The organism is Synechococcus sp. CS-1328, from assembly GCF_025128095.1.
Taxonomy (GTDB): domain Bacteria; phylum Cyanobacteriota; class Cyanobacteriia; order PCC-6307; family Cyanobiaceae; genus CBW1002.
The window spans coordinates 1-17179 of record NZ_JAHLYT010000063.1; the positions used below are offsets into that span (position 1 = coordinate 1).

General features: G+C 66.8%; 16 protein-coding genes. 3 read left to right on the forward strand and 13 right to left on the reverse strand.

The window, feature by feature from the left end; all coding sequences use genetic code 11:
- Positions 1–179 precede the first annotated feature (179 nt).
- Positions 180–1673, forward strand: a complete 1494-nt coding sequence (locus KQ310_RS11665) for an inorganic phosphate transporter (protein WP_259721918.1) — start codon at positions 180–182, stop codon at positions 1671–1673.
- A gap of 13 nt (positions 1674–1686) precedes the next feature.
- Here KQ310_RS11665 and KQ310_RS11670 read toward each other — a convergent pair whose 3' ends face one another.
- The 13 genes from KQ310_RS11670 to sppA form a co-directional block, all read right to left on the reverse strand.
- Positions 1687–6222 carry a multicopper oxidase family protein gene (locus tag KQ310_RS11670; RefSeq protein ID WP_259721919.1) on the reverse strand — a complete coding sequence of 1512 codons (4536 nt, stop codon included), beginning with the start codon at positions 6220–6222 and terminating at the stop codon, positions 1687–1689.
- Positions 6223–6376: 154 nt separating this feature from the next.
- The gene (locus tag KQ310_RS11675) at positions 6377–7237 is read right to left on the reverse strand and encodes a putative DNA-binding domain-containing protein (RefSeq protein WP_259721920.1); all 861 of its coding nucleotides are present in this window, start codon (positions 7235–7237) and stop codon (positions 6377–6379) included.
- Positions 7234–8073 (reverse strand): DUF692 domain-containing protein, encoded by an 840-nt coding sequence (locus KQ310_RS11680; protein ID WP_259721921.1) that lies wholly within the window; start codon positions 8071–8073, stop codon positions 7234–7236. Before KQ310_RS11680 ends, KQ310_RS11675 begins: the two co-directional genes overlap by 4 nt.
- Before the next feature lie 78 nt (positions 8074–8151).
- On the reverse strand, positions 8152–8331 hold the full coding sequence (locus KQ310_RS11685) for a hypothetical protein (protein WP_259721922.1): 180 nt from the start codon (positions 8329–8331) through the stop codon (positions 8152–8154).
- A 134-nt stretch (positions 8332–8465) separates the two neighbouring features.
- Positions 8466–9950, reverse strand: coding sequence for an AAA family ATPase (locus tag KQ310_RS11690; protein WP_259721923.1), 1485 nt, complete (start codon positions 9948–9950; stop codon positions 8466–8468).
- A 50-nt stretch (positions 9951–10000) separates the two neighbouring features.
- Positions 10001–10519 carry a DUF177 domain-containing protein gene (locus KQ310_RS11695; RefSeq protein ID WP_259721924.1) on the reverse strand — a complete coding sequence of 173 codons (519 nt, stop codon included), beginning with the start codon at positions 10517–10519 and terminating at the stop codon, positions 10001–10003.
- Between the two features lie 10 nt (positions 10520–10529).
- Complete coding sequence (gene yidC, locus KQ310_RS11700) at positions 10530–11672, reverse strand: membrane protein insertase YidC (protein ID WP_259721925.1); 1143 nt, start codon at positions 11670–11672, stop codon at positions 10530–10532.
- 80 nt (positions 11673–11752) lie between these two features.
- A complete protein-coding gene (locus KQ310_RS11705) occupies positions 11753–12187 on the reverse strand; it encodes a PH domain-containing protein (RefSeq protein ID WP_259721932.1) in 435 nt (144 codons plus the stop codon).
- Between the two features lie 80 nt (positions 12188–12267).
- Positions 12268–12675, reverse strand: a complete 408-nt coding sequence (gene rnpA, locus KQ310_RS11710) for a ribonuclease P protein component (RefSeq protein WP_259721926.1) — start codon at positions 12673–12675, stop codon at positions 12268–12270.
- Positions 12676–12709: 34 nt separating this feature from the next.
- On the reverse strand, positions 12710–12847 hold the full coding sequence (gene rpmH / locus KQ310_RS11715) for a 50S ribosomal protein L34 (protein WP_006170261.1): 138 nt from the start codon (positions 12845–12847) through the stop codon (positions 12710–12712).
- 75 nt (positions 12848–12922) lie between these two features.
- Complete coding sequence (locus KQ310_RS15880) at positions 12923–13636, reverse strand: DUF2808 domain-containing protein (RefSeq protein ID WP_311134733.1); 714 nt, start codon at positions 13634–13636, stop codon at positions 12923–12925.
- Between the two features lie 107 nt (positions 13637–13743).
- Positions 13744–14127, reverse strand: coding sequence for a chorismate mutase (gene aroH / locus KQ310_RS11725; protein ID WP_259721927.1), 384 nt, complete (start codon positions 14125–14127; stop codon positions 13744–13746).
- Positions 14124–14936 carry a signal peptide peptidase SppA gene (gene sppA, locus KQ310_RS11730; RefSeq protein ID WP_259721928.1) on the reverse strand — a complete coding sequence of 271 codons (813 nt, stop codon included), beginning with the start codon at positions 14934–14936 and terminating at the stop codon, positions 14124–14126. The genes aroH and sppA overlap by 4 nt, the downstream gene beginning before the upstream one ends.
- Positions 14937–15048: 112 nt before the next feature.
- On the opposite strand from sppA, the gene KQ310_RS11735 reads away from it, so the two are divergent.
- Positions 15049–15981, forward strand: a complete 933-nt coding sequence (locus KQ310_RS11735; protein ID WP_399238229.1) for a DMT family transporter — start codon at positions 15049–15051, stop codon at positions 15979–15981.
- Entirely contained in the window at positions 15981–17069 is a 1089-nt protein-coding gene (locus KQ310_RS11740; protein WP_259721930.1) for a glycosyltransferase, read from the forward strand. Before KQ310_RS11735 ends, KQ310_RS11740 begins: the two co-directional genes overlap by 1 nt.
- The last annotated feature ends 110 nt before the right edge of the window (positions 17070–17179 follow it).

Here is a 17179-nt window from a genome sequence, read left to right on the forward strand (position 1 = left end):
AGCGGATGGCTGGCCGGGATCCGCTCCTCGATCGAGACGTAGGAGAACAAGGAGCCGCTGCGCTCCTGCTGACCTCGCATCAAACCTGCGGCAGTTGCCCCATTTTCGCAGAGGTGGCGGGGTTTTTCAGCAAACTCTTAGGGGAATTCCGGCTGCCTGAGCCTCGTCATCTGCGCGCCATGGATCCGATTTCCAGCCTGGTCTTCCTCTCCAGCGGCCTGTTCCTCGGCTGGTCCCTGGGTGCCAACGATGCCTCCAACGTCTTCGGATCAGCGGTGGCCAGCCGCATGGTGCGCTTTTCCACGGCCGCCTTCCTCTGCAGCCTCTTCGTGGTGGTTGGTGCCATCACTGCCGGCACCGGTGCCACCGACGGCCTGGGGCAGCTGGGCGAGGTCAATGCCCTGGCCGGAGGCTTCACCACCGCCCTGGCGGCGGCGATCACGGTATTCTGGATGACCCGGCTGGGTCTGCCGGTGTCCAGCACGCAGGCGGTGGTGGGGGCAATCGTCGGCTGGAACTGGTTCAGCGGCTCAATCACCGATCTGGCCCAGCTGGCGCGGATCGTGGCCACCTGGGTGTTCTGTCCGGTACTGGCGGGGTTGTTCGCGGCGCTCCTCCAGATGGGCGCCGTCGCCTTGATCCGCTGGCGCCGGCCCCACCTGCTGCGTCTCGACGCCAACCTGCGCACGGGCTTGATCATCGCTGGCATCTTCGGTTCCTACAGCCTGGGTGCCAACAACATCGGCAATGTCATGGGGGTGTTCACCGATTCCTCCCCCTTCCACGCTGTAGTGCTTCCGGGCGGCATGGTTGTCAGCAGCGTGCAGCAGTTGTTTCTGCTGGGCGGATGTGCGATTGCGGTGGGTGTGTACACCTATTCCCGCAAGGTGATGCTCACCGTGGGCGGCAGCCTCATGACCCTCTCCCCCCTAGGGGCCCTGGTGGTGGTGCTGGCCAACTCCCTGGTGCTGTTCCTGTTCTCCTCCACCGTCCTCTCCCAGTCCCTGGTGCACTGGGGCCTGCCGCCGATTCCACTGATCCCGGTCTCCAGCTCCCAGGCCGTGGTGGGTGCCGTGATCGGCCTCGGCCTGCTGCAGGGCGGGCGTGGGGTGCGCCAGATCCGCTGGGGGGTGTTGGCGCGGATCGCCTCCGGCTGGGTCACCACGCCGCTGAGTGCCGCCCTGATCGGTTTCCTGCTGCTGTTTGTGGTGCAGAACGTGTTCAACCAGCAGGTGTTCCGACCAGTGGCGTACCAGCTCAGCCCGCCGGTGCTCGAGCACCTTGCCGCCCAGGGAGTGCCGGTGGCTGCCCTGCGGCCCCAGTCTCTGCCGGTGACCTCGGCGGTGGCATTTCGCCGGCAGTTGCGGCAGCAGAGTCGGCTGGATCCGACCGACTCTGCTGCCGTGCTCCAGGCTGCCGAGATCCTGCCGCTCAGCCTGGAGGAGCAGCAGATCCGCCGGCTGGACCGCCAGCGCCTCAGCACTGCGCAACTGGAGGCGATCCGGCGTCTGGAAGGGCGCCGCTTCCGACACGCCTGGCAGTTCGAGGAAGCCCTGGCCCGGGAGAGTCCCGCATGGGCAGCAGGGGGCGAGAATTCCGCCCTCCGCAAGGCGCAGATCGCCTACCTGGAGCGGGTGTTCCGGCTGCCGGAGCCGTCAGCCCCCACGCCCTGAGTGCTGCTGGAGTTCAGAAGAAGCCTGAATCCGACACCGGCGTCCCCCCAAGCACCGCGATCGACTGCTCCTGGAAGCTGCGGAACAGATCCTGGCTTTCCTTCCAGCCGGTGAGGGAGGGCGTGGCCGTCGCCAGCTGGTTGAGCTCAGCGAACCGATCCAGGCTGGGTTGGAATCCCTGGCCGAAGGCCCCCAGCACGTTGGCGTTGGACCCCCACTGCAGCACGTTCCACTGGGCGGCGTTGGAGATCAGGGCCACCCGGTAGCGGTCGTCGCCGCCGGTGCTGCGCAGAATCGCCAGCGGCAGCAACGCCGGGGACAGGCCCGCCGCCACCGCCTCCCGCCAGACGCGTTGCTCGCCCTCCCGTGCCTCGCGGCCGTAGAGGGTGCGGATGGTGATGCTGGTGATCTGTTCGGTGCTGAGACTCTCGAAGCTGCCGCCGTAGTGGGCGGTGGTCTGGGCGCCGGTGAGGGGATCGGCGAGGAAGCCCTGCACCAGTCCTCGCGGATTGGCACCCTGAGCCAGCTGGGCCGCCAGTTGCGCCGTGGTGCCCGGCAGGGGCAGGGAGCCGCCGTAGGTGAGGGCCACCAGGTTGGCCAGGTTGTTGCGTTCCTGCGTCTGCTCCAGGCCGTAGGTCCCCTTCAGCACCCCGGGATCGAAACCCGGACCGCCGCCCGCCTGGCCGGTGATCGGATCCTTCTCCTCTCGCGCCTGGGAGCCGGTGGGTTCGCTCAGCAGCACGCCACTGAGGTCGCCCTCGTTCACCACCTCCAGTCCCTCAAGGTCCACCACCAGCTGCTGACTGGTGCCGAGCAGTTTGCGCGAATCGCTGTCAATGCCGTTGGCGCCATTGCCCTGGGCCACCAGCAGCCGGTCATCGAGCAGCAGGCCGCCGTTGCCAAGGGCGGAGCTCAGGATCGGCGTGGAGGCGTCCACGGTTTCGGGCAGGCGGTCGAGGCCCACCAGGTGCAGCGGCAGCAGGTCGCCCGAGAGGTTGGTCACCCGGTCGTCGTAGGCGCCGCTCTGGCCGCCGCCATGGACATGGCCATCAGATGTGCTGGGTTCGGAGGTGGCGATGAAATGGCCGGCATGCAGCTGCAGGGTGAGCTGCTGGCGGCCCCGGGCCGAATCGGTGGTGATCAGCAGGTTCTCCAGCGCCGACTGGCCGAAGCTGTTGAAGCCGGAGGTGAGGTTGAGCGAGCGCAGATCCTTCAGGGAGGCATCGTGGATCACCGCATCGGCCAGCAGATTCTCGTTCGGCAGATAGCCGCCCTCGAGCTGTCCGGTCTGATAGAGGAGCGTGAAGGCGGCGCCATCGAGCAGCGACACCCGGATTCCCTCGGGGATGGCATAGGCGATCGCGAAATCGTTGAAGTTGTCGAGGTTGAAATCGCCCACCACGAAGCCCACCTGCTCGTCGCTGAGATCCGCGAGGGGCTCAAGGGCGGAGGCATGATCGTGCAGCGCTTCCTCCATGCCTGCGTCCATGCCGCCGGCCATGCCTGCAGCCATGGCGGCGCCGCCGGGATCCATGGCTTCGTCGTGGTGGCTGAGGAAATCCCAGGGATCGAAGCCGAATTCCTCGCTCCAGTCGCGGCCGCCGTTGCCGCTGGCCCAGGCCTTGATGCGGAAATCATGGAGTGACACCACCCCTTTCTCGGTGGCAGTAGTGAAGCCACCGGTAACCAGATCCCGCTGCCCGTTTCCGCTGAAATCCTCTGCGTAGGCCCAGGGGGCCAGATCCGTGGCGTAGGGCTTCAGGGTGGAGAGCACCTTGGTGCGGTTGCGTTCCAGCAGCCGCCGGCCGTCCACGATCCGCACCCGGCCGTCGCCCTCGGAGGCCAGCACCACATCCTGGATGAAGTCGTTGGACACATCGCCGGCCTGGCCCCGCTGCAGGGTGACATCGGCGCCGGTCTGGAGCTTGAGTTCGAAGGGCCGGTAGCCCTGGGCCTGGTGGATGGTGAGAACCTGCTCCTTGCCACCCGAACTCGGCAGGGTGCGATCCGCCAGCCCCTCGGCGGGCAGCAGCCAGCTGGAATCGGTGTTCTCCACCACCATCACCGCCTGCATCATGCCGGCGTCTTCGTGGGGAAGGATGTGGCAGTGGAAGACATAGGTGCCCAGGTAATCCTGGAACAGCATCCGCACCGTCTCGTCGTTGGCGCCGAAGGTGGCCAGGTTTCCCACCTGGTTGGGGTCCAAGGCCTGGGGAATGGAATGGAACTGGCCCTTGTAGGGCGCTGACTCCACGATCTTGCCGGTGTCGGTGTCGAAATAGCGGAAGCCCGTGGTGTTGAGCGAGGTCACATCCTCGAGGTTGCGCTTGTCGCTCAGTTCGGTGTCGCTGTCGAGAACCTGATAGTCGTTGATGTGGATATGGAAGGGGTGGCCAACGTACGATTCAGGCGCAAAGACACTCCAGTTGCGCAGGGTCCATTCCTCGATCGTTCCCAGCTGTGCAATCGTAAGATTGCCGTTCGGAAATACATGATCATTGATCAGCAAGGGGAACTCGTAGCCCAGCCAGTTCTCCACCCCCGCTGAACCAATCGGCAGCCCTTCGTAGCTCTGGTACACCTCTCCCGTGGCGGCCGTGTAGGCCGCCAGCTGCTGTTGGGTGGCGGCGTCGTATTCCTCCGGCGGACCCACCAGGGTGCCCACGGAAAAACTGAACATCCGCTGCCGCACCGGTTCCCACAGGGGCTGGCCGTCTTGATCGGTGGCATAGAGATTGATCGACGGCACCGCGTTCGGGTTGTAGTCCGCCTGGCGGCTGTCGGGCGTGATCTCCTGCACCGCGATGCCGGCGTTGGCGGCGGCGATCTGCTGCTGCTGCTGCGCAAGCGACAGCTCCGCCACCGGAGGATTCACCGTGAGCACGGCCAGGGGGCCGGCGGCGGCGGTGGGCAGATCCAGCCCCGTGTTCGAGGAGGTCAGCGAGGGATAGCTGATCAGGCCACCCACCTCAAAGACGGCTTCGCCTCCGGCCGCGTCCGTCTGGCGGAAGGTGTCGGTGGAGGCGATCTCGGTGCGGCCTTGGGGCAGATACACCAGCACATCCAGCCGTTTGCCCGGGGGCAGGGAGAGCAGATTGCTCTGCTGGAGGTACTGGGTGGCATCCCCCTGGCCCGTGGCCCCCAGGGCCCCCACCGCCTCGCGGATCTGGGGGTACTGGTGGCCATCCTCGCCGTAGAGGAAGAGCGGCAGGGCCTCTCCCAGCTGGGCATCGCCGCCGGGGGGCGTGTGCAGGAAAGAGATGTTGTAGAAGTCGGCGTTGGATTGATTGCTGAAGCTGAACGCTTGCCAGCCGCCGGCTCCGGCATCGCGATTGGGCTGGAATTCCCCGTTCACCGTCGCCATCGTCAGACGGTTCAACGGACTCGAGGGGCCGAAGCCGCCATCGAAGCCCGCCAGTTGCAGGGTGCCGCTGGAGGGATCCACGGCGAGGTCGAGATTCTTGATCACCGCCAGGTTGCGGGGCACCTCCGAGAAGGCGGGCACTTTGCTGAGCGGATCACCGAGCTGCAGGAATCCCGAGAGTCCCCCGTACACCTGCTGGTTCACGGAGGGGTGGTAGTGGGGGTGATACCAATAGCTGCCCTGGCCATGATCGTCGGGCAAGTCAATCTCCGTCGTCCAGCTCTGGCCCGTGGTGTAGCGGGCAATCACGTTGTCGCCGAAGCCGGCGGGCGTGGTGTGGGAACCGTGCAGGTGATAGTTGATCGAGCTGGTGCCGCCGAGCCCGGAGCTGCTGGAGAGGCCGTAGGTGCTGTTCTCCACCAGGGTGGCCTGCTGGTTTTGCTCCTCGCTCAGGCCGGGAACCGCGATCTGGTTGCTGAAATTCAGCCGCAGATCCGAGTTGGGCTGCACCATCAACACCGGACCTGGATAGCTGCTTCCCAGGCCGGTGCCATCGGCTGCCAGGCGCTGGTAGGTGTAAAGAAAACTGGGATACCAGAGGTCGGGTGATGGAACGGCCTCTGGATCATTCAATGCGGCGAGATTCTGCAGCAGGGTAGCTTGATCAAATGTTGAGAGAATCTGCTCACTGCCGCCATAGTTTTTCCACAGGGATTCGGGATCGTAGTTGGCACGATCACTGACCGCCGCAAACACGGCATCGTCCGTGGAACCGGGCGAGTTCCAGAAGGCATCATTCGTATTGGCATTCTCCGCTCCCGGCCCCTTGTAGCCGAGCAGCAGCAGACCCGTCATCGACTGGTTGCGCGGCTGGCCGGTCCAGCTCTTAAGAACGCTGTTGCGATATTGATTGAAGATCGAGGCCGCCTGCTCGGGCTGGGTGGCGAACAGCTGCGGCAGATAGAACTGCAGGATGAAGCGACTCACCCCCGGCACCGTGATCGGATCGGTGGTGACCGCCAGGGAGGTGTTCAGCCGGCCCCGGGCCGGCCCGCCAGCCAGCTGATTCACGACCCCGGTGCTGGGGTCGAAGACGAGATTATCGGCGGTGATCAGGTTGGGCGATCCATCCGGAAGCAGCGGATACAGACCGCCGACGACGTAATGAAATGAGGAACTCGCCATGGTGCCTTTCGGGCCGGATGGGGGGGATGGCTTGAACGCTAAGGAGCAGCTTTGGTCCTGTCAGGGGCACGATCGAGGCCTGCAACGCCCTGTGATCTGTTCCCATGCATGCGCGCTCTCTGACAGCGCGTTCACCCCTTGGGTCCCACCTGGATCAGCAGCGCACCCCGCCGCCGATCTCGGTCTGCAGCTCCACCACCACCTCCGCTTCCACCCAGGCGAGCAGCCGTGTCTCCACGGCCTCGAGGCTCTCGCCGAAGAAGCTCTCCTGGTGGCAGAGCGCCGCGACCGTGTTGGTGCCGTTGCAGCCGCTGAGCAAACGGGCCTCCGCAGCGGGGAGGCCAAGCACCTCGGGTACGCCGCCCCTGCCGATCTGAATCAGATACCAGCCCGGTCCATCGGTCCGCACCGGCAGGCACTCCAGGGGAGCATCGGCAGCGATCGCCAGCCACAACTCCGCCAGGGCGTAGCCGGTGAGGGCCAGACGGGCGCCCCGCTGCAGCCGCGGCCGCCCCCAGCGATGGTTGCGTTCCCGGAACTGTCGCCGCAGGCCCTCCACGCCGGGGCCATCGCGGGGCGGGGCCAATGAAGCCCAGGAGAGGCGCCAATCGAGCATCGCCACCTCCAGGACCGCCTGCCGAGCCTCCATGCCCTGTCCCGCGGTTCGCTGCAGCAGGCCCTCAAGTTCCCCCTCCGGCAATGAGGAAAGGAAGCCGATACATTCATAGGCCAACTGCTGGGCATTGATCGGTTCCCCGGGGCTGAACGCATAGAAGCGCTCCAGCAATTGGTCGAGTCCGTCGGCCCCCAGCAGCCAGCGGCAACCTCCGAAGATGCCATGGAGCGGATCCACGGTGCGGGCCATGGCCCGCTTGAGGTAGAGCTCGATCACCTCCCTGGCATCACCCCCGAAGCCCGCAGCCGGCCGCACCTGCTCCAGCAGCCACGGGGTGGGCTGGCTGTGGAGGCTGCGCAGGAATTGTTGCTGCAAGTGCAGCAGTTGTCTGGATGTCATCGCACGGACTGGCAGGTGTGCAGTCTCTGGCGCACCAGCTCCACTTCCTCCAGGGTGCGCGCCAGGGGTGGAACGTCGTTTTCCCACTCCAGCAAGGTGGGGTGGGGACCGATCAGCTCCAGGGCCACGTCATACAGCTGCCAGACTTCGGGGTGCACGGCTTCGCGGTGATAGTCGATGTAGACGGTGCCGTGGGGGTGAGCTTCGGAGCTGCAGCCAGCCAGGTGGTAGGAGCCAACCCGATCAGGGGAATAGCTCCGCAGGACCGTGGTGGGATCCTCGGCGAAGTTCATCGCATTGGCCCAGAGATTGTTCAGATCCAACAGGATGAAGGCACCCGTTCTGGCTGCGGCTGCATTGATGAACTCCGGCTCCTCCATCGTGGAAGCTTCAAAGCGCATGTAGCTGCTGATATTTTCGATGTGCAGGGGCTGATCAATCGCTTCCTGCACCTGATCGATCCTGTCGCACAGGTGATCGAGGCTCTCTTGCGAGTAGATCAGCGGCAGCAGGTCATGGAAGTGATGGTGCGAGAGCGAACTCCACGACACATGGTCGGAGAAGAAGGCCTCCGGATGCTCCCGCAGCAGATCGCGCACCACCTGGAGATAGCGGCTCTGCAGAGGGGCGACGGACCCGAGCGAGAGGCCGAAGCCATGCAGGGTCACCGGATAGTGGGCTCTCAGGGCGTCGAGCTGCTGGCGGTAGACGCCACCGGGTTCGCCGAGCAGATGTTCCGGGTGGATCTGCAGGAAGTCGAGTTGCGGCAGCTGCTCAGCGAGCTCGTAAGCGTTCTCGTGGCAGAGGTTCAGACCGGCTGACCGGGGCGGGAGCAAGGCATCAGGACCACTGCAACGACCCTAGAGTCCTCTCCCTCGCACCGCAAGGTGGGCCTGGGGCTGTTGCTCGTCGGGTCAGAGCACCTGGCCCAACATCACGGCGGCCACGGCCGAGAAGAGGGTGATGCCGAGGGCGGTCAGCGGATTCTGGCCCTGGGCCACCGCCACGCTGGTCACCACACCGGCGCCGAGGCAGGCCACGGCGAGCTGAGTGACGACTTCGCTGCGGGAGCGGGGGGTAGGGCTGGGAATCACGGCAAACCTGTGGTTGGGCAGACCGTAGGGGCCCCAACCCGGGCAACTCCGGCTCCAGCCCCCGCTTGTTACCCGGCGTCGGGGTTCGTTACCCCCCGCAATCATTCCTGTTGCGGTTTTGTTGCGAAGGGGCTTCAAGCCTCTGCGCCCAGAGAGGCAGGCCTGGCTCGCCCTGCACTGGCCCATTGCTTCAGCTGCTCCAGTTGCTCCCGGGCGGTTCGTGACAGCGGCACCACCTGCGAGGCGGCGGCGATCAGGTCTGATTCGCCGAAATCCCGTTGTTCGCCGAAGGCCAGATGCATCGCCTCGATCACCGTCTGCTCGAGCTCGGCACCGGAAAATCCAGCCGTGCGATCCACCACCACCTCCATGGCAATGGTGTGATCCGGCCGCCGCCGGCGCAGCTGCAGATCGAGGATCGCCTTCCGTTCACTGCGGCTGGGCAGATCCAGCAGGAAGATCTCATCGAAGCGTCCCTTGCGCAACAGTTCACCTGGCAGCCGTTCCACCGCGTTGGCGGTGGCCACCACGAACACCGCACTGGTCTTTTCGGCCATCCAGGTGAGCAGGCTGGCCAGAACCCGCTGGCTGGTGCCGCCGTCGCTGCGGCCATCGCCGCCGAAGCCCTTGTCGATCTCATCGATCCAGAGCACGCAGGGGGCCATCGCCTCGGCCCACTGAATCATGTCGCGGGTGCGGGCCTCGCTGGCACCCACCAGCCCGGCGAACAGCCGGCCGACATCGAGGCGCAGCAGCGGCATGCTCCAGCCGTGGGCGATCGCCTTGGCGGTGAGGGATTTGCCCGTGCCCTGCGGACCCACCAGCAGCACCCCCCGCGGCAGGGGCAGCCCATAGCGCTGCGCCTCCTCGCTGAAGGCGCTGTGGCGTTGTTCCAGCCAGCGTTTGAGGGCATCCAGTCCACCAATATCGGCCGGGGTGGCCTCGGTGGGGCAGTACTCCAGCAGGGCGCTGCGGGCGATCGCCTGCCGCTTCTCCTCGAGCACCTCGTTCAGGTCGTCGAGGCCGAGCTGGCCGCGGCGGGCCAGGGCACGGGCAGCCAGCTGCCGTACCCGCTGTTCGCTGAGGCCATGGCAGGCGGCGGTGAGTTGCTCGAGCACCTCAGAAGCCAGCGGCGCGCCGCTGGCTCGGGCGATCGAACCCAGCAATCGCGAGATCTCGGCGGCATCGGGCAGGGGCAGATCCAGCACCGTGATGCTGTCCTCCAACTCCCGTGGCAAGGTCCAGTCCGGGGCGCTGATCACCAGGGTCTGGGGCACCTGGCGCAGCTGGCTGTCCAGGTTGCGCAGCCGCCGGCAGATGCCCGCGTCCTCGGCGTAGCGGTGAAAGTCCTTGAGCAACAGGATGGCCCCCTGGTCCGGTCCAAGGCCGGTGAAAGCATCCAGGGCCGCCATCGGATTGCGTGCCGCTTCACCGAGGCGGTTGGGGGCCCCGCTGAGGCCACCGATGAAATCCCACTCCAGCAGGGTGCGCCCGCCCAGGAGATCGGCCACCTGTCCCAGCAGGGCCACGACCCGCTCCTCTTCGAGGCTGCGGATCCAGAGGATGGGCGTACGGGCCCGGATCAGCAGATCCAGCTGGTCGACCAGAGTGGGGGGCATGGGGCCGGAGATGGTGTCGGATCCGGGCAGAAGGGTGTGAGGGCCTCTCCTCAGTCAGGAGGCTGAATCCCCTGCAGGGCAGCCCAACGGGGATCAACGGCGCGATCACCATCTCCCAAGTGCGGGGGGCCCGGACAGGCGCTGCCGCAGTGATTGACTAGGGGCAGACGCAGGTGCAACTGCTCGAAGACCCATCGCTGCGGATCAAAGCTGCCGCGAGGATCCAGCTGCTCCCCCAGATCGTCGGGATCGAGCTCCAGCACTTCGCTGTCCTCGGGAAGGGTGTCGCCCAGCCAGAGCAATTCCTGGGTGGATGCCTGCAGCGGATGGTTGTAGTGCTGCAGGCAGCGGTCGCAGCAGAGGGTCACGATCGTCTGCACCTCCCCGTCAACCTGCAGCACGTTGCCGCGATGGACCGCCGAGACGACGCCGCGAACGGGCGTGAGGCTCTCCAGATCGTCGATGTGTTGATCAACCTGCCAGCTGCGGCCGGCATCCAGCAGCTTCAGTTCGGCGACCGGTACCGACTGCAGCGGGTCGCCGGAACTGGGCTGGTCAGCGGCTCGCATCAGCCTGGCCTCACTTCTTGCCCTTCGGCTCGAAGGGAAGCCGTCCAGCAGCTCCGGCCGTGGCCGTGGCCGTGGCGGTCACGGTCTGCTGGCTGATCTGCTGATCAAGGATTGCCTGCAGGTTGTCAGGCAGGGCCTCACGGGTGAGCAGGTAGGTCTGCAGGGCCTGGAACACGTTCGCCACCACCATGTAGAGCAGCACCCCGGCCGGCAGCGGGAAGAACAGGAACATCGCCGTGATCATCACCGGCGTGATCTTGTTGGCCGTGGCCTGCTGCGGGTTGGGGGGCATCCCCATGCCCGAGAGAATCTGGGAGATGAACAGGGAGGCACCGAAGGCCCCCACCAGGATGGCAATGTCCCAGTTGACGCTGCCATCTGTGTAGAAGCCCACCTGGCCGAGCGCCTTGATGAACAGGAAACCGCTGCGGGCAGCCAGGCCGGGAATCTTGGCCTCGACCACCGCATCGCCTTCGCTGAGGGCCTTGATGGTGCCGTCCGGACCCACCTGGACCACGCCCTCACCCTTGGTCACGCTCCAGCTGGGGGAGAAGGCCTCACCGTTCTCAACGCCCGAAAGCACCGAGGCGAAGCTCTCGCCGGTCTTGGTGTGGAGCTGCACCGTTGCGGCATCACCCACTCCCAGACGATTGCCCCCCTCGAGGCTGGCGATCACCGGCACGTGGCTGGTGGTTGTGACGAAGATCGAATGGCTGGCGCTGTTGAACGGCTTGGGCTCCACCGCCGCGATCTGGTCGGCCGGAAGAACTTTGAGGTTGATCGTGTAGGGAACGTCTGCAAACGGTGAGCCCCGCAGGGTGGCGAACAGGGCGAACAGGATCGGCATCTGCACCAGCAGGGGCAGACAACCCGCCAGGGGGCTGCCGAACTCCTTCATGAGCTTGCCCAACTCCTCCTGCTGCTTCTGGGGGTTGCTGGCGTGGCGGCTCTTGATCTCGGCCTGCCGCTTCTGCATCACCGGCTGGGCGATGCGCATCCGCCGCGCATTGCGGATCGAGCCTGCACTGAGGGGGAAGAGGGCCAGGCGGATGACCACCGTGAGGGCAATGATGGCCAGGCCATAGCTCGGCACCAATCCGTAGAAGAAATCGAGGATCGGGAGGAGCAGGTTGTCGGAGATGTAGCCGATCACGGCGGGGGAGGCTCGGGGGTGACGGGACAGAGGGCTCAGTGTGCCCGAAAGCTGGACCAGATGGCCGGGGTGGGCCGTGACTAGGCGCTCAGGGCATCACCGCTGCCGAAGCCCTGGCTGGTGGCCGGCTTCCTGCCGCCGCCGCCCTTGGCCTGGCGGCGCTCCTCGATGTACGCCTCCACTTCGCGGTAGCGGGGCACCGAGCGCATTTCCAGCTTGGAGCCATCGGTGAGCACCAGCACCATGTCGCCCCAGAAGCCAAGGCCACGGGCGACGCTGCGCACCTCGCGGATCTGGCTGTAGACCACCTGGGTGCGATCGCGGCCCAGCCAGCCTCCGGTCACGGAAATCCTGCGGCTGGTGATGCGGTAACGCAGCCACAGCGCGCGCACAACGGCTCCAACGGCGAACGGTAGGCCGATCAGGGTGAGGCCGAACAGCAGATTCACGACCAGGTCGCCCCGGGCGGGCCCGCCTTCATAAAAGACGGATTCCTCGATCGTCGTACCAGGCATGGCGGGCTTGGGCACTGCAGCGGCTGGTGCAGGGGCCGCTTGAGCGGAGGCCGGGGAGGCGGAGGTCTTGTCGTCTGCCGTCATGCGATGAGGCCTGCCTTCAGCAACAGCTCACGGCATTCTCCCAGCAGGAGCTCCCCCGGCCGCTCAGCGCTGCCCGGCTTGACGCTGAGCAGCAGCCAGAGGTTGCGCTGCAGCCCCGGGGATGCCACTGCAGGTGGGGCAGCTGCGAGGGCGTTCAGCAGCTGGCCATGCAGCAGACGCCGGATGCGATTGCGCCGCACGGCCCGCTTGCTGACCTTGCTGCTCACCACAATTCCGCAGCGCCAGGCAGAAGCGGGCTGGAGCCGCTGGGGAAGGGGCAGCAACTCCGGCCTGGCTTCGATCAGGCGAAGCAACAAAAAAGGGCCATGAATTTTGCGGCCCTTCTGGTACAGGAGATCGAAGGCGCGGTGCCCTTTGAGGCGGTGCTGGCAGGGCAGGGCCATCCGGGGGGGTTGAAACAGCCGGCGCGGGCCGGGATCAGACCGCCAGACGGGCGCGGCCGCGGCGGCGGCGGGTGCGGATCACACGGCGGCCGGTGTGGCTGCGCATCCGCACCCGGAAGCCGGAGACCCGCTTGCGCTTACGGCTGGTGCCTTCGAGAGTGCGCTTGGTCATGGCAGCCGATCAGCTCCTCTGGATCACGTCGATCCGCCAACTTATCAAACGGCCTCGAGCCCCCTGCCCCTGGCCTCAGTTGGTGGGGTCGATCTGGATCAGCCAGCTGCCGAGGTACCCCGAGATCGGCACGTCCCCAGGCGCCTGGGCAAGGGCGTTGAACTGATACATGCCGATGTTGTAGGGATTGAAGATGTTCATGTACACCCCGATCGTGCCCTGATCGGAAACGGGGGTGTCCGGGAAGATCTCAATCGCTTTGCCGTTCTCGGAGATCTCAATCGTGGCAGGGATCTGCTTCTCGCAGCGGGTGCGCGAGAGCATGCCGCCCTCCTTCATCTCGCAGAGTTTGATGCGCTTGGGATCAAACTTGACGTCGAAGCTCTCCGGAATTGAGATGCTCAGCTTCAGGATCGCTGTCTTGCGGTCCTTGGGCCGCAGCAGCAGGTAGTACTCAGAGCGCTTGAGGCGATGGGTGTCGGTGATGAAGTAGTAGAGCTTGCGGTAATCGCGGTTGTTCTCCCAACGGAACTCCATCAGGCTCGGGGTTCCCTGGGCCAGGGCCGGCAGCTGCGGGGCCAGAACGGCGCTCAGCACCCCCCCGAGGGCCAATCCTCCCAGCGCCAGGCCGGCCAACACAGATCTGCCCAGGACCGACCGGCCCGCAGCGGCGGCAGTGAGGGGAGCGGGCAGAGGCAGGGCGCCGCGACGTGAGCGGCGCAAGGGCAAGCGATCGAGGGCGCGGCCGGCGGAAGCCGCCAGGGCCAGGAGGCTCCGAGGACGAGACATGGAGGGAGTGGGGTGTGGGTGAGATGGTCTGATTCTCGGCAGAGCCGATCGGCGCGCGGCCACTGCGGTGGTCGGCGACGGAGGTGGAAGCTGTGACCGAATGCAACTCACACGGCCCCGACCACCCGGTCGGGTCGCAGCCGGACCGCCTCGCGCAGGTAGGGGTGCACCGGTGCCAGAGAGGCATCCATCCAGGCGTGGGCCAGCAGGCGGATGCAGAGCGGCAGATCGCCACGCACAGCCATCTGCTGGCAATCCAGCAGGGCCACATGCTCCCAGCCCTGGCGCCGACGGGCATAGGCGGCGGGGAAACAGGCGTCGAGGTCGGATGTCACCGAGAAGGTGATCGAGAGCACGTTGGAGCCCTCCAGGCGGTTGTGCTCCACCAGGGCATCGATCAGCTCGATCACGGCCGCAGCGATGGCCTCGGCGCTGTTGGCGGTGGCGGTGGTGGCGCCGCGCAGGGCCCGCAGTTGCACGGCTGCCGTCATGGGCGATACAGCCACAGGGGTTGGCCGCTCCAGGCCAGCTCGAGGCTCACCAGCTCACCGAGGCGCTGCAGCAGGGCCCGGCCCGGAATCAGGCTGGCCAGGCCCTTGGGCGGCTTGCCGAAGGTGATCGGGCGGGTCTTCTGCGGATCCAGATCCGCCAGCTCGGCGGCCTTGATCCGGGCCACTTCTTCATCGCCCAGGGCATCCACCAGCCCGAGGGCCAGGGCCTGGGCGCCGGTGAAGACCCGGCCGTCGGCGAAGCTGCGCACCACCTCCTCGCTGAGGCCGCGCCCTTCAGCCACGGCGGCCACGAACTGGCCGTAGCTGGAGTCGATCAACTCCTGCAGCAGCTGGCGTTCGGGCTCCGTGAGGGCCCGATCCGGCGAGAGGATGTCCTTGTACAGGCCGCTCTTGACGGTCTCGAACTGGATCCCGATCCGTTCCAGCAGGCGGGAGAGGTTGTTGCCTCGCAGGATCACACCGATCGAACCGGTGATCGTGCCGGGGTTGGCCACGATCGACTCGGCAGCGACGCCCACATAGACCCCGCCCGAGGCGGAGATGTTGCCGAAACTGGCCACCACCCGGCATCCCTTGTCGCGCAGGCGCCGGATCGCGGCATGGATCTCCTGGCTGTCGCCCACGGTGCCACCGGGGCTGTCGATCCGGAGCAGCAGCGCCGGGCATTCGCGCTCCTCCACTTGCCGCAGGGCCTTCAGGACCCGCTGGCGGGTGGCCCCAGCGATCGGCCCCTCGATGGCGATGCGTGCCATGGTGCGACGTGCTTTGCGGCGCCAGGGCCAGACCATCTGAGCGGTGTGTAGTGCGGGGATCTTAAAAAGGAGACCTCTGGCGTGCCCGATGCCCAACGCAGGTTCCGCGCTTGTCAGCCCCGGCTTGGCCCCATGGCGTGGGGTGCTGATGGTGCTGCCGTTCGCTCTCTGGGGCACGGCCATGGCGGCAATGAAGCCCCTGCTGGAGGACGCCTCCCCCCTCACCCTGGCCTGTCTGCGCCTGCTGCCGGCGGGGCTGGTGCTGCTGCTTGCCGCCCAGCTCCTGGGCCGCTCCCTGCGGGTCGATCCGGTCGATCGCCCCTGGCTGCTGTTGTTTGCCCTGGTGGATGGTGCGCTGTTTCAGGGGCTGCTGGCCCAGGGATTGGGGGGCACGGGCGCCGGCCTGGGGTCGGTGCTGATTGATTCCCAGCCTTTGCTGGTGGCGTTGCTGGCCCGCGCGCTGTTCGCCGAGGCGATCAATCCGGTGGGTTGGTTGGGGTTGTTGCTTGGGCTGGTGGGCATCCTCTGCCTCGGCCTGCCGGCGGCCGTGCTGCGCCACTGGTGGCTGGAGGGTCCAGCCGCCCTCGGAGTGAGACCCTGGAGCCACGGGGAGCTCTGGATGCTGGGGGCCGCAGCGGCAATGGCGGTGGGCACGGTGCTCTGCCGCTATGCCACCCGCCGCAGTGATCCGGTGGCGGTGACGGGCTGGCACATGCTGCTGGGGGGCCTGCCCCTGCTGGTGGCCGTGCTGCTCGATCCGGCCAGCGGCCCGGACTGGGACGCGGTGCAGTGGGGACTGATGGCTTACGCCAGCCTGTTCGGCAGTGCCCTGGCCTATGGATTGTTTTTCTGGTTCGCCAGCAGCGGCGATCTCACCGGCTTCACTGCACTCACCTTTCTGACCCCGGTGTTCGCCCTGCTCTGCGGAGTGTTGTTTCTTCAGGAATCGCTGCAGCCCCTGCAGTGGCTCGGGACGGCACTGGCCCTGGTCTCCGTTGTTCTGATCCATCGCCGCCAGGTGCTCTGGCAGGACGGCACCCTTGCCGCACCGGTGACGGCGGCCCCTTCGGAGCTGAGCTGATGCGGGTGCTGGTGGTAAGCACGCCGGTGGGCTGGCTGGGGAGCGGGCTGGGCGGGGGCGTGGAGCTCACGGCCGCCTCCCTGGTGGCGGGGTTACTGCAGCGCGGCCATGCCGTCACGGTGCTGGCGGGCGCCCCATCGCAGCTGCCCGCCGGCTGTGACGCGGCTCGCCTCTGGTGCGAAGGCGGTGTCAGCCAGCCCAGCTGGCAGCACTGCGGCCGCGAGGCCGCCGTGCAGATCCCCGCCGAGGCGCTGCTGGGTCACCTGTGGCGTCGGGCCCTGGCTGAGCAGGCCGGCTTCGATGTGCTGATCAACCTTGGCTACGACTGGCTTCCTCTCTGGCTGACCCCCCACACCAGCACCCCCCTGGCCCACCTGGTGAGCATGGGCTCCGTGAGCACGGCCATGGACGCTGTGATCGCCGAGATCGCCCGCAGCCATCCGCAGCACCTGGCCTTTCACACCGCCAGCCAGGCGTCGGATTTCGACCTTGCCGGAGCGCCGCGGCTGGTGGGCAACGGCTTCGATCTGGACCGCTATCAGTTCCAGCCCAACGCCGATGCGGTGCTGGGCTGGGCCGGCCGGATCGCCCCGGAGAAGGGGCTGGAGGATGCGGCCGCCGTGGCAGCAAGGCTGCAGCGCCCGCTTTGGATCTGGGGCGTGCGCGAAGACGAGGCCTATGCCCGCTGGGTCGAGGCCTCCGTTCCGACAGGAACACTGGAGTGGCGGGGGTTCCTGCCCACCGAGCGCCTGCAGCAGGAGCTGGGGCGCTGCGCCGTACTCCTCAACACACCCAAGTGGAACGAGGCCTACGGCAACGTGGTGGTGGAGGCGATGGCCTGCGGCGTGCCAGTGGCCACCTACGCCCGCGGCGGACCCGGGGAACTGGTGCAGGAGGGGGTGAATGGCTGCCTGGCGCCACCAGAGGATCGCGAGGCGCTGGCGGCGGCGGTGGAACGGGCCTGGCAGATCCCCCGCCACCAGCCACGGGCCTGGGCGGAGTGCCACTGCTCACGCTCGGCGTTCGCGGAGCGGATCGAAGACTGGCTTAACGCCGTGCTGGCCGAGCCCCCCTGCGAAGGGACCTAGGTTCGGCCGATCCGCCCCTGGCCCGTTTGGCAGACAGCTTCGGCGAGGATCCATCGGCGCAGCGGCTTTCAGCGCGGCCCATCGCAGCGCGACCCATCCCTGCGCGGCGC

Bases quoted from the DNA above. Each gene is read 5' to 3' on its own strand.
- KQ310_RS11690 (WP_259721923.1), bottom strand. From the start codon at position 9,950: ATGCCCCCCACTCTGGTCGACCAGCTGGATCTGCTGATCCGGGCCCGT.
- KQ310_RS11705 (WP_259721932.1), bottom strand. From the start codon at position 12,187: ATGCCTGGTACGACGATCGAGGAATCCGTCTTTTATGAAGGCGGGCCC.
- KQ310_RS11675 (WP_259721920.1), bottom strand. From the start codon at position 7,237: ATGACATCCAGACAACTGCTGCACTTGCAGCAACAATTCCTGCGCAGC.
- KQ310_RS11735 (WP_399238229.1), top strand. From the start codon at position 15,049: ATGGTGCTGCCGTTCGCTCTCTGGGGCACGGCCATGGCGGCAATGAAG.
- KQ310_RS11740 (WP_259721930.1), top strand. From the start codon at position 15,981: ATGCGGGTGCTGGTGGTAAGCACGCCGGTGGGCTGGCTGGGGAGCGGG.
- KQ310_RS15880 (WP_311134733.1), bottom strand. From the start codon at position 13,636: ATGTCTCGTCCTCGGAGCCTCCTGGCCCTGGCGGCTTCCGCCGGCCGC.
- rpmH (WP_006170261.1), bottom strand. From the start codon at position 12,847: ATGACCAAGCGCACTCTCGAAGGCACCAGCCGTAAGCGCAAGCGGGTC.
- rnpA (WP_259721926.1), bottom strand. From the start codon at position 12,675: ATGGCCCTGCCCTGCCAGCACCGCCTCAAAGGGCACCGCGCCTTCGAT.
- KQ310_RS11665 (WP_259721918.1), top strand. From the start codon at position 180: ATGGATCCGATTTCCAGCCTGGTCTTCCTCTCCAGCGGCCTGTTCCTC.
- KQ310_RS11670 (WP_259721919.1), bottom strand. From the start codon at position 6,222: ATGGCGAGTTCCTCATTTCATTACGTCGTCGGCGGTCTGTATCCGCTG.
- aroH (WP_259721927.1), bottom strand. From the start codon at position 14,127: ATGACGGCAGCCGTGCAACTGCGGGCCCTGCGCGGCGCCACCACCGCC.
- sppA (WP_259721928.1), bottom strand. From the start codon at position 14,936: ATGGTCTGGCCCTGGCGCCGCAAAGCACGTCGCACCATGGCACGCATC.
- KQ310_RS11695 (WP_259721924.1), bottom strand. From the start codon at position 10,519: ATGCGAGCCGCTGACCAGCCCAGTTCCGGCGACCCGCTGCAGTCGGTA.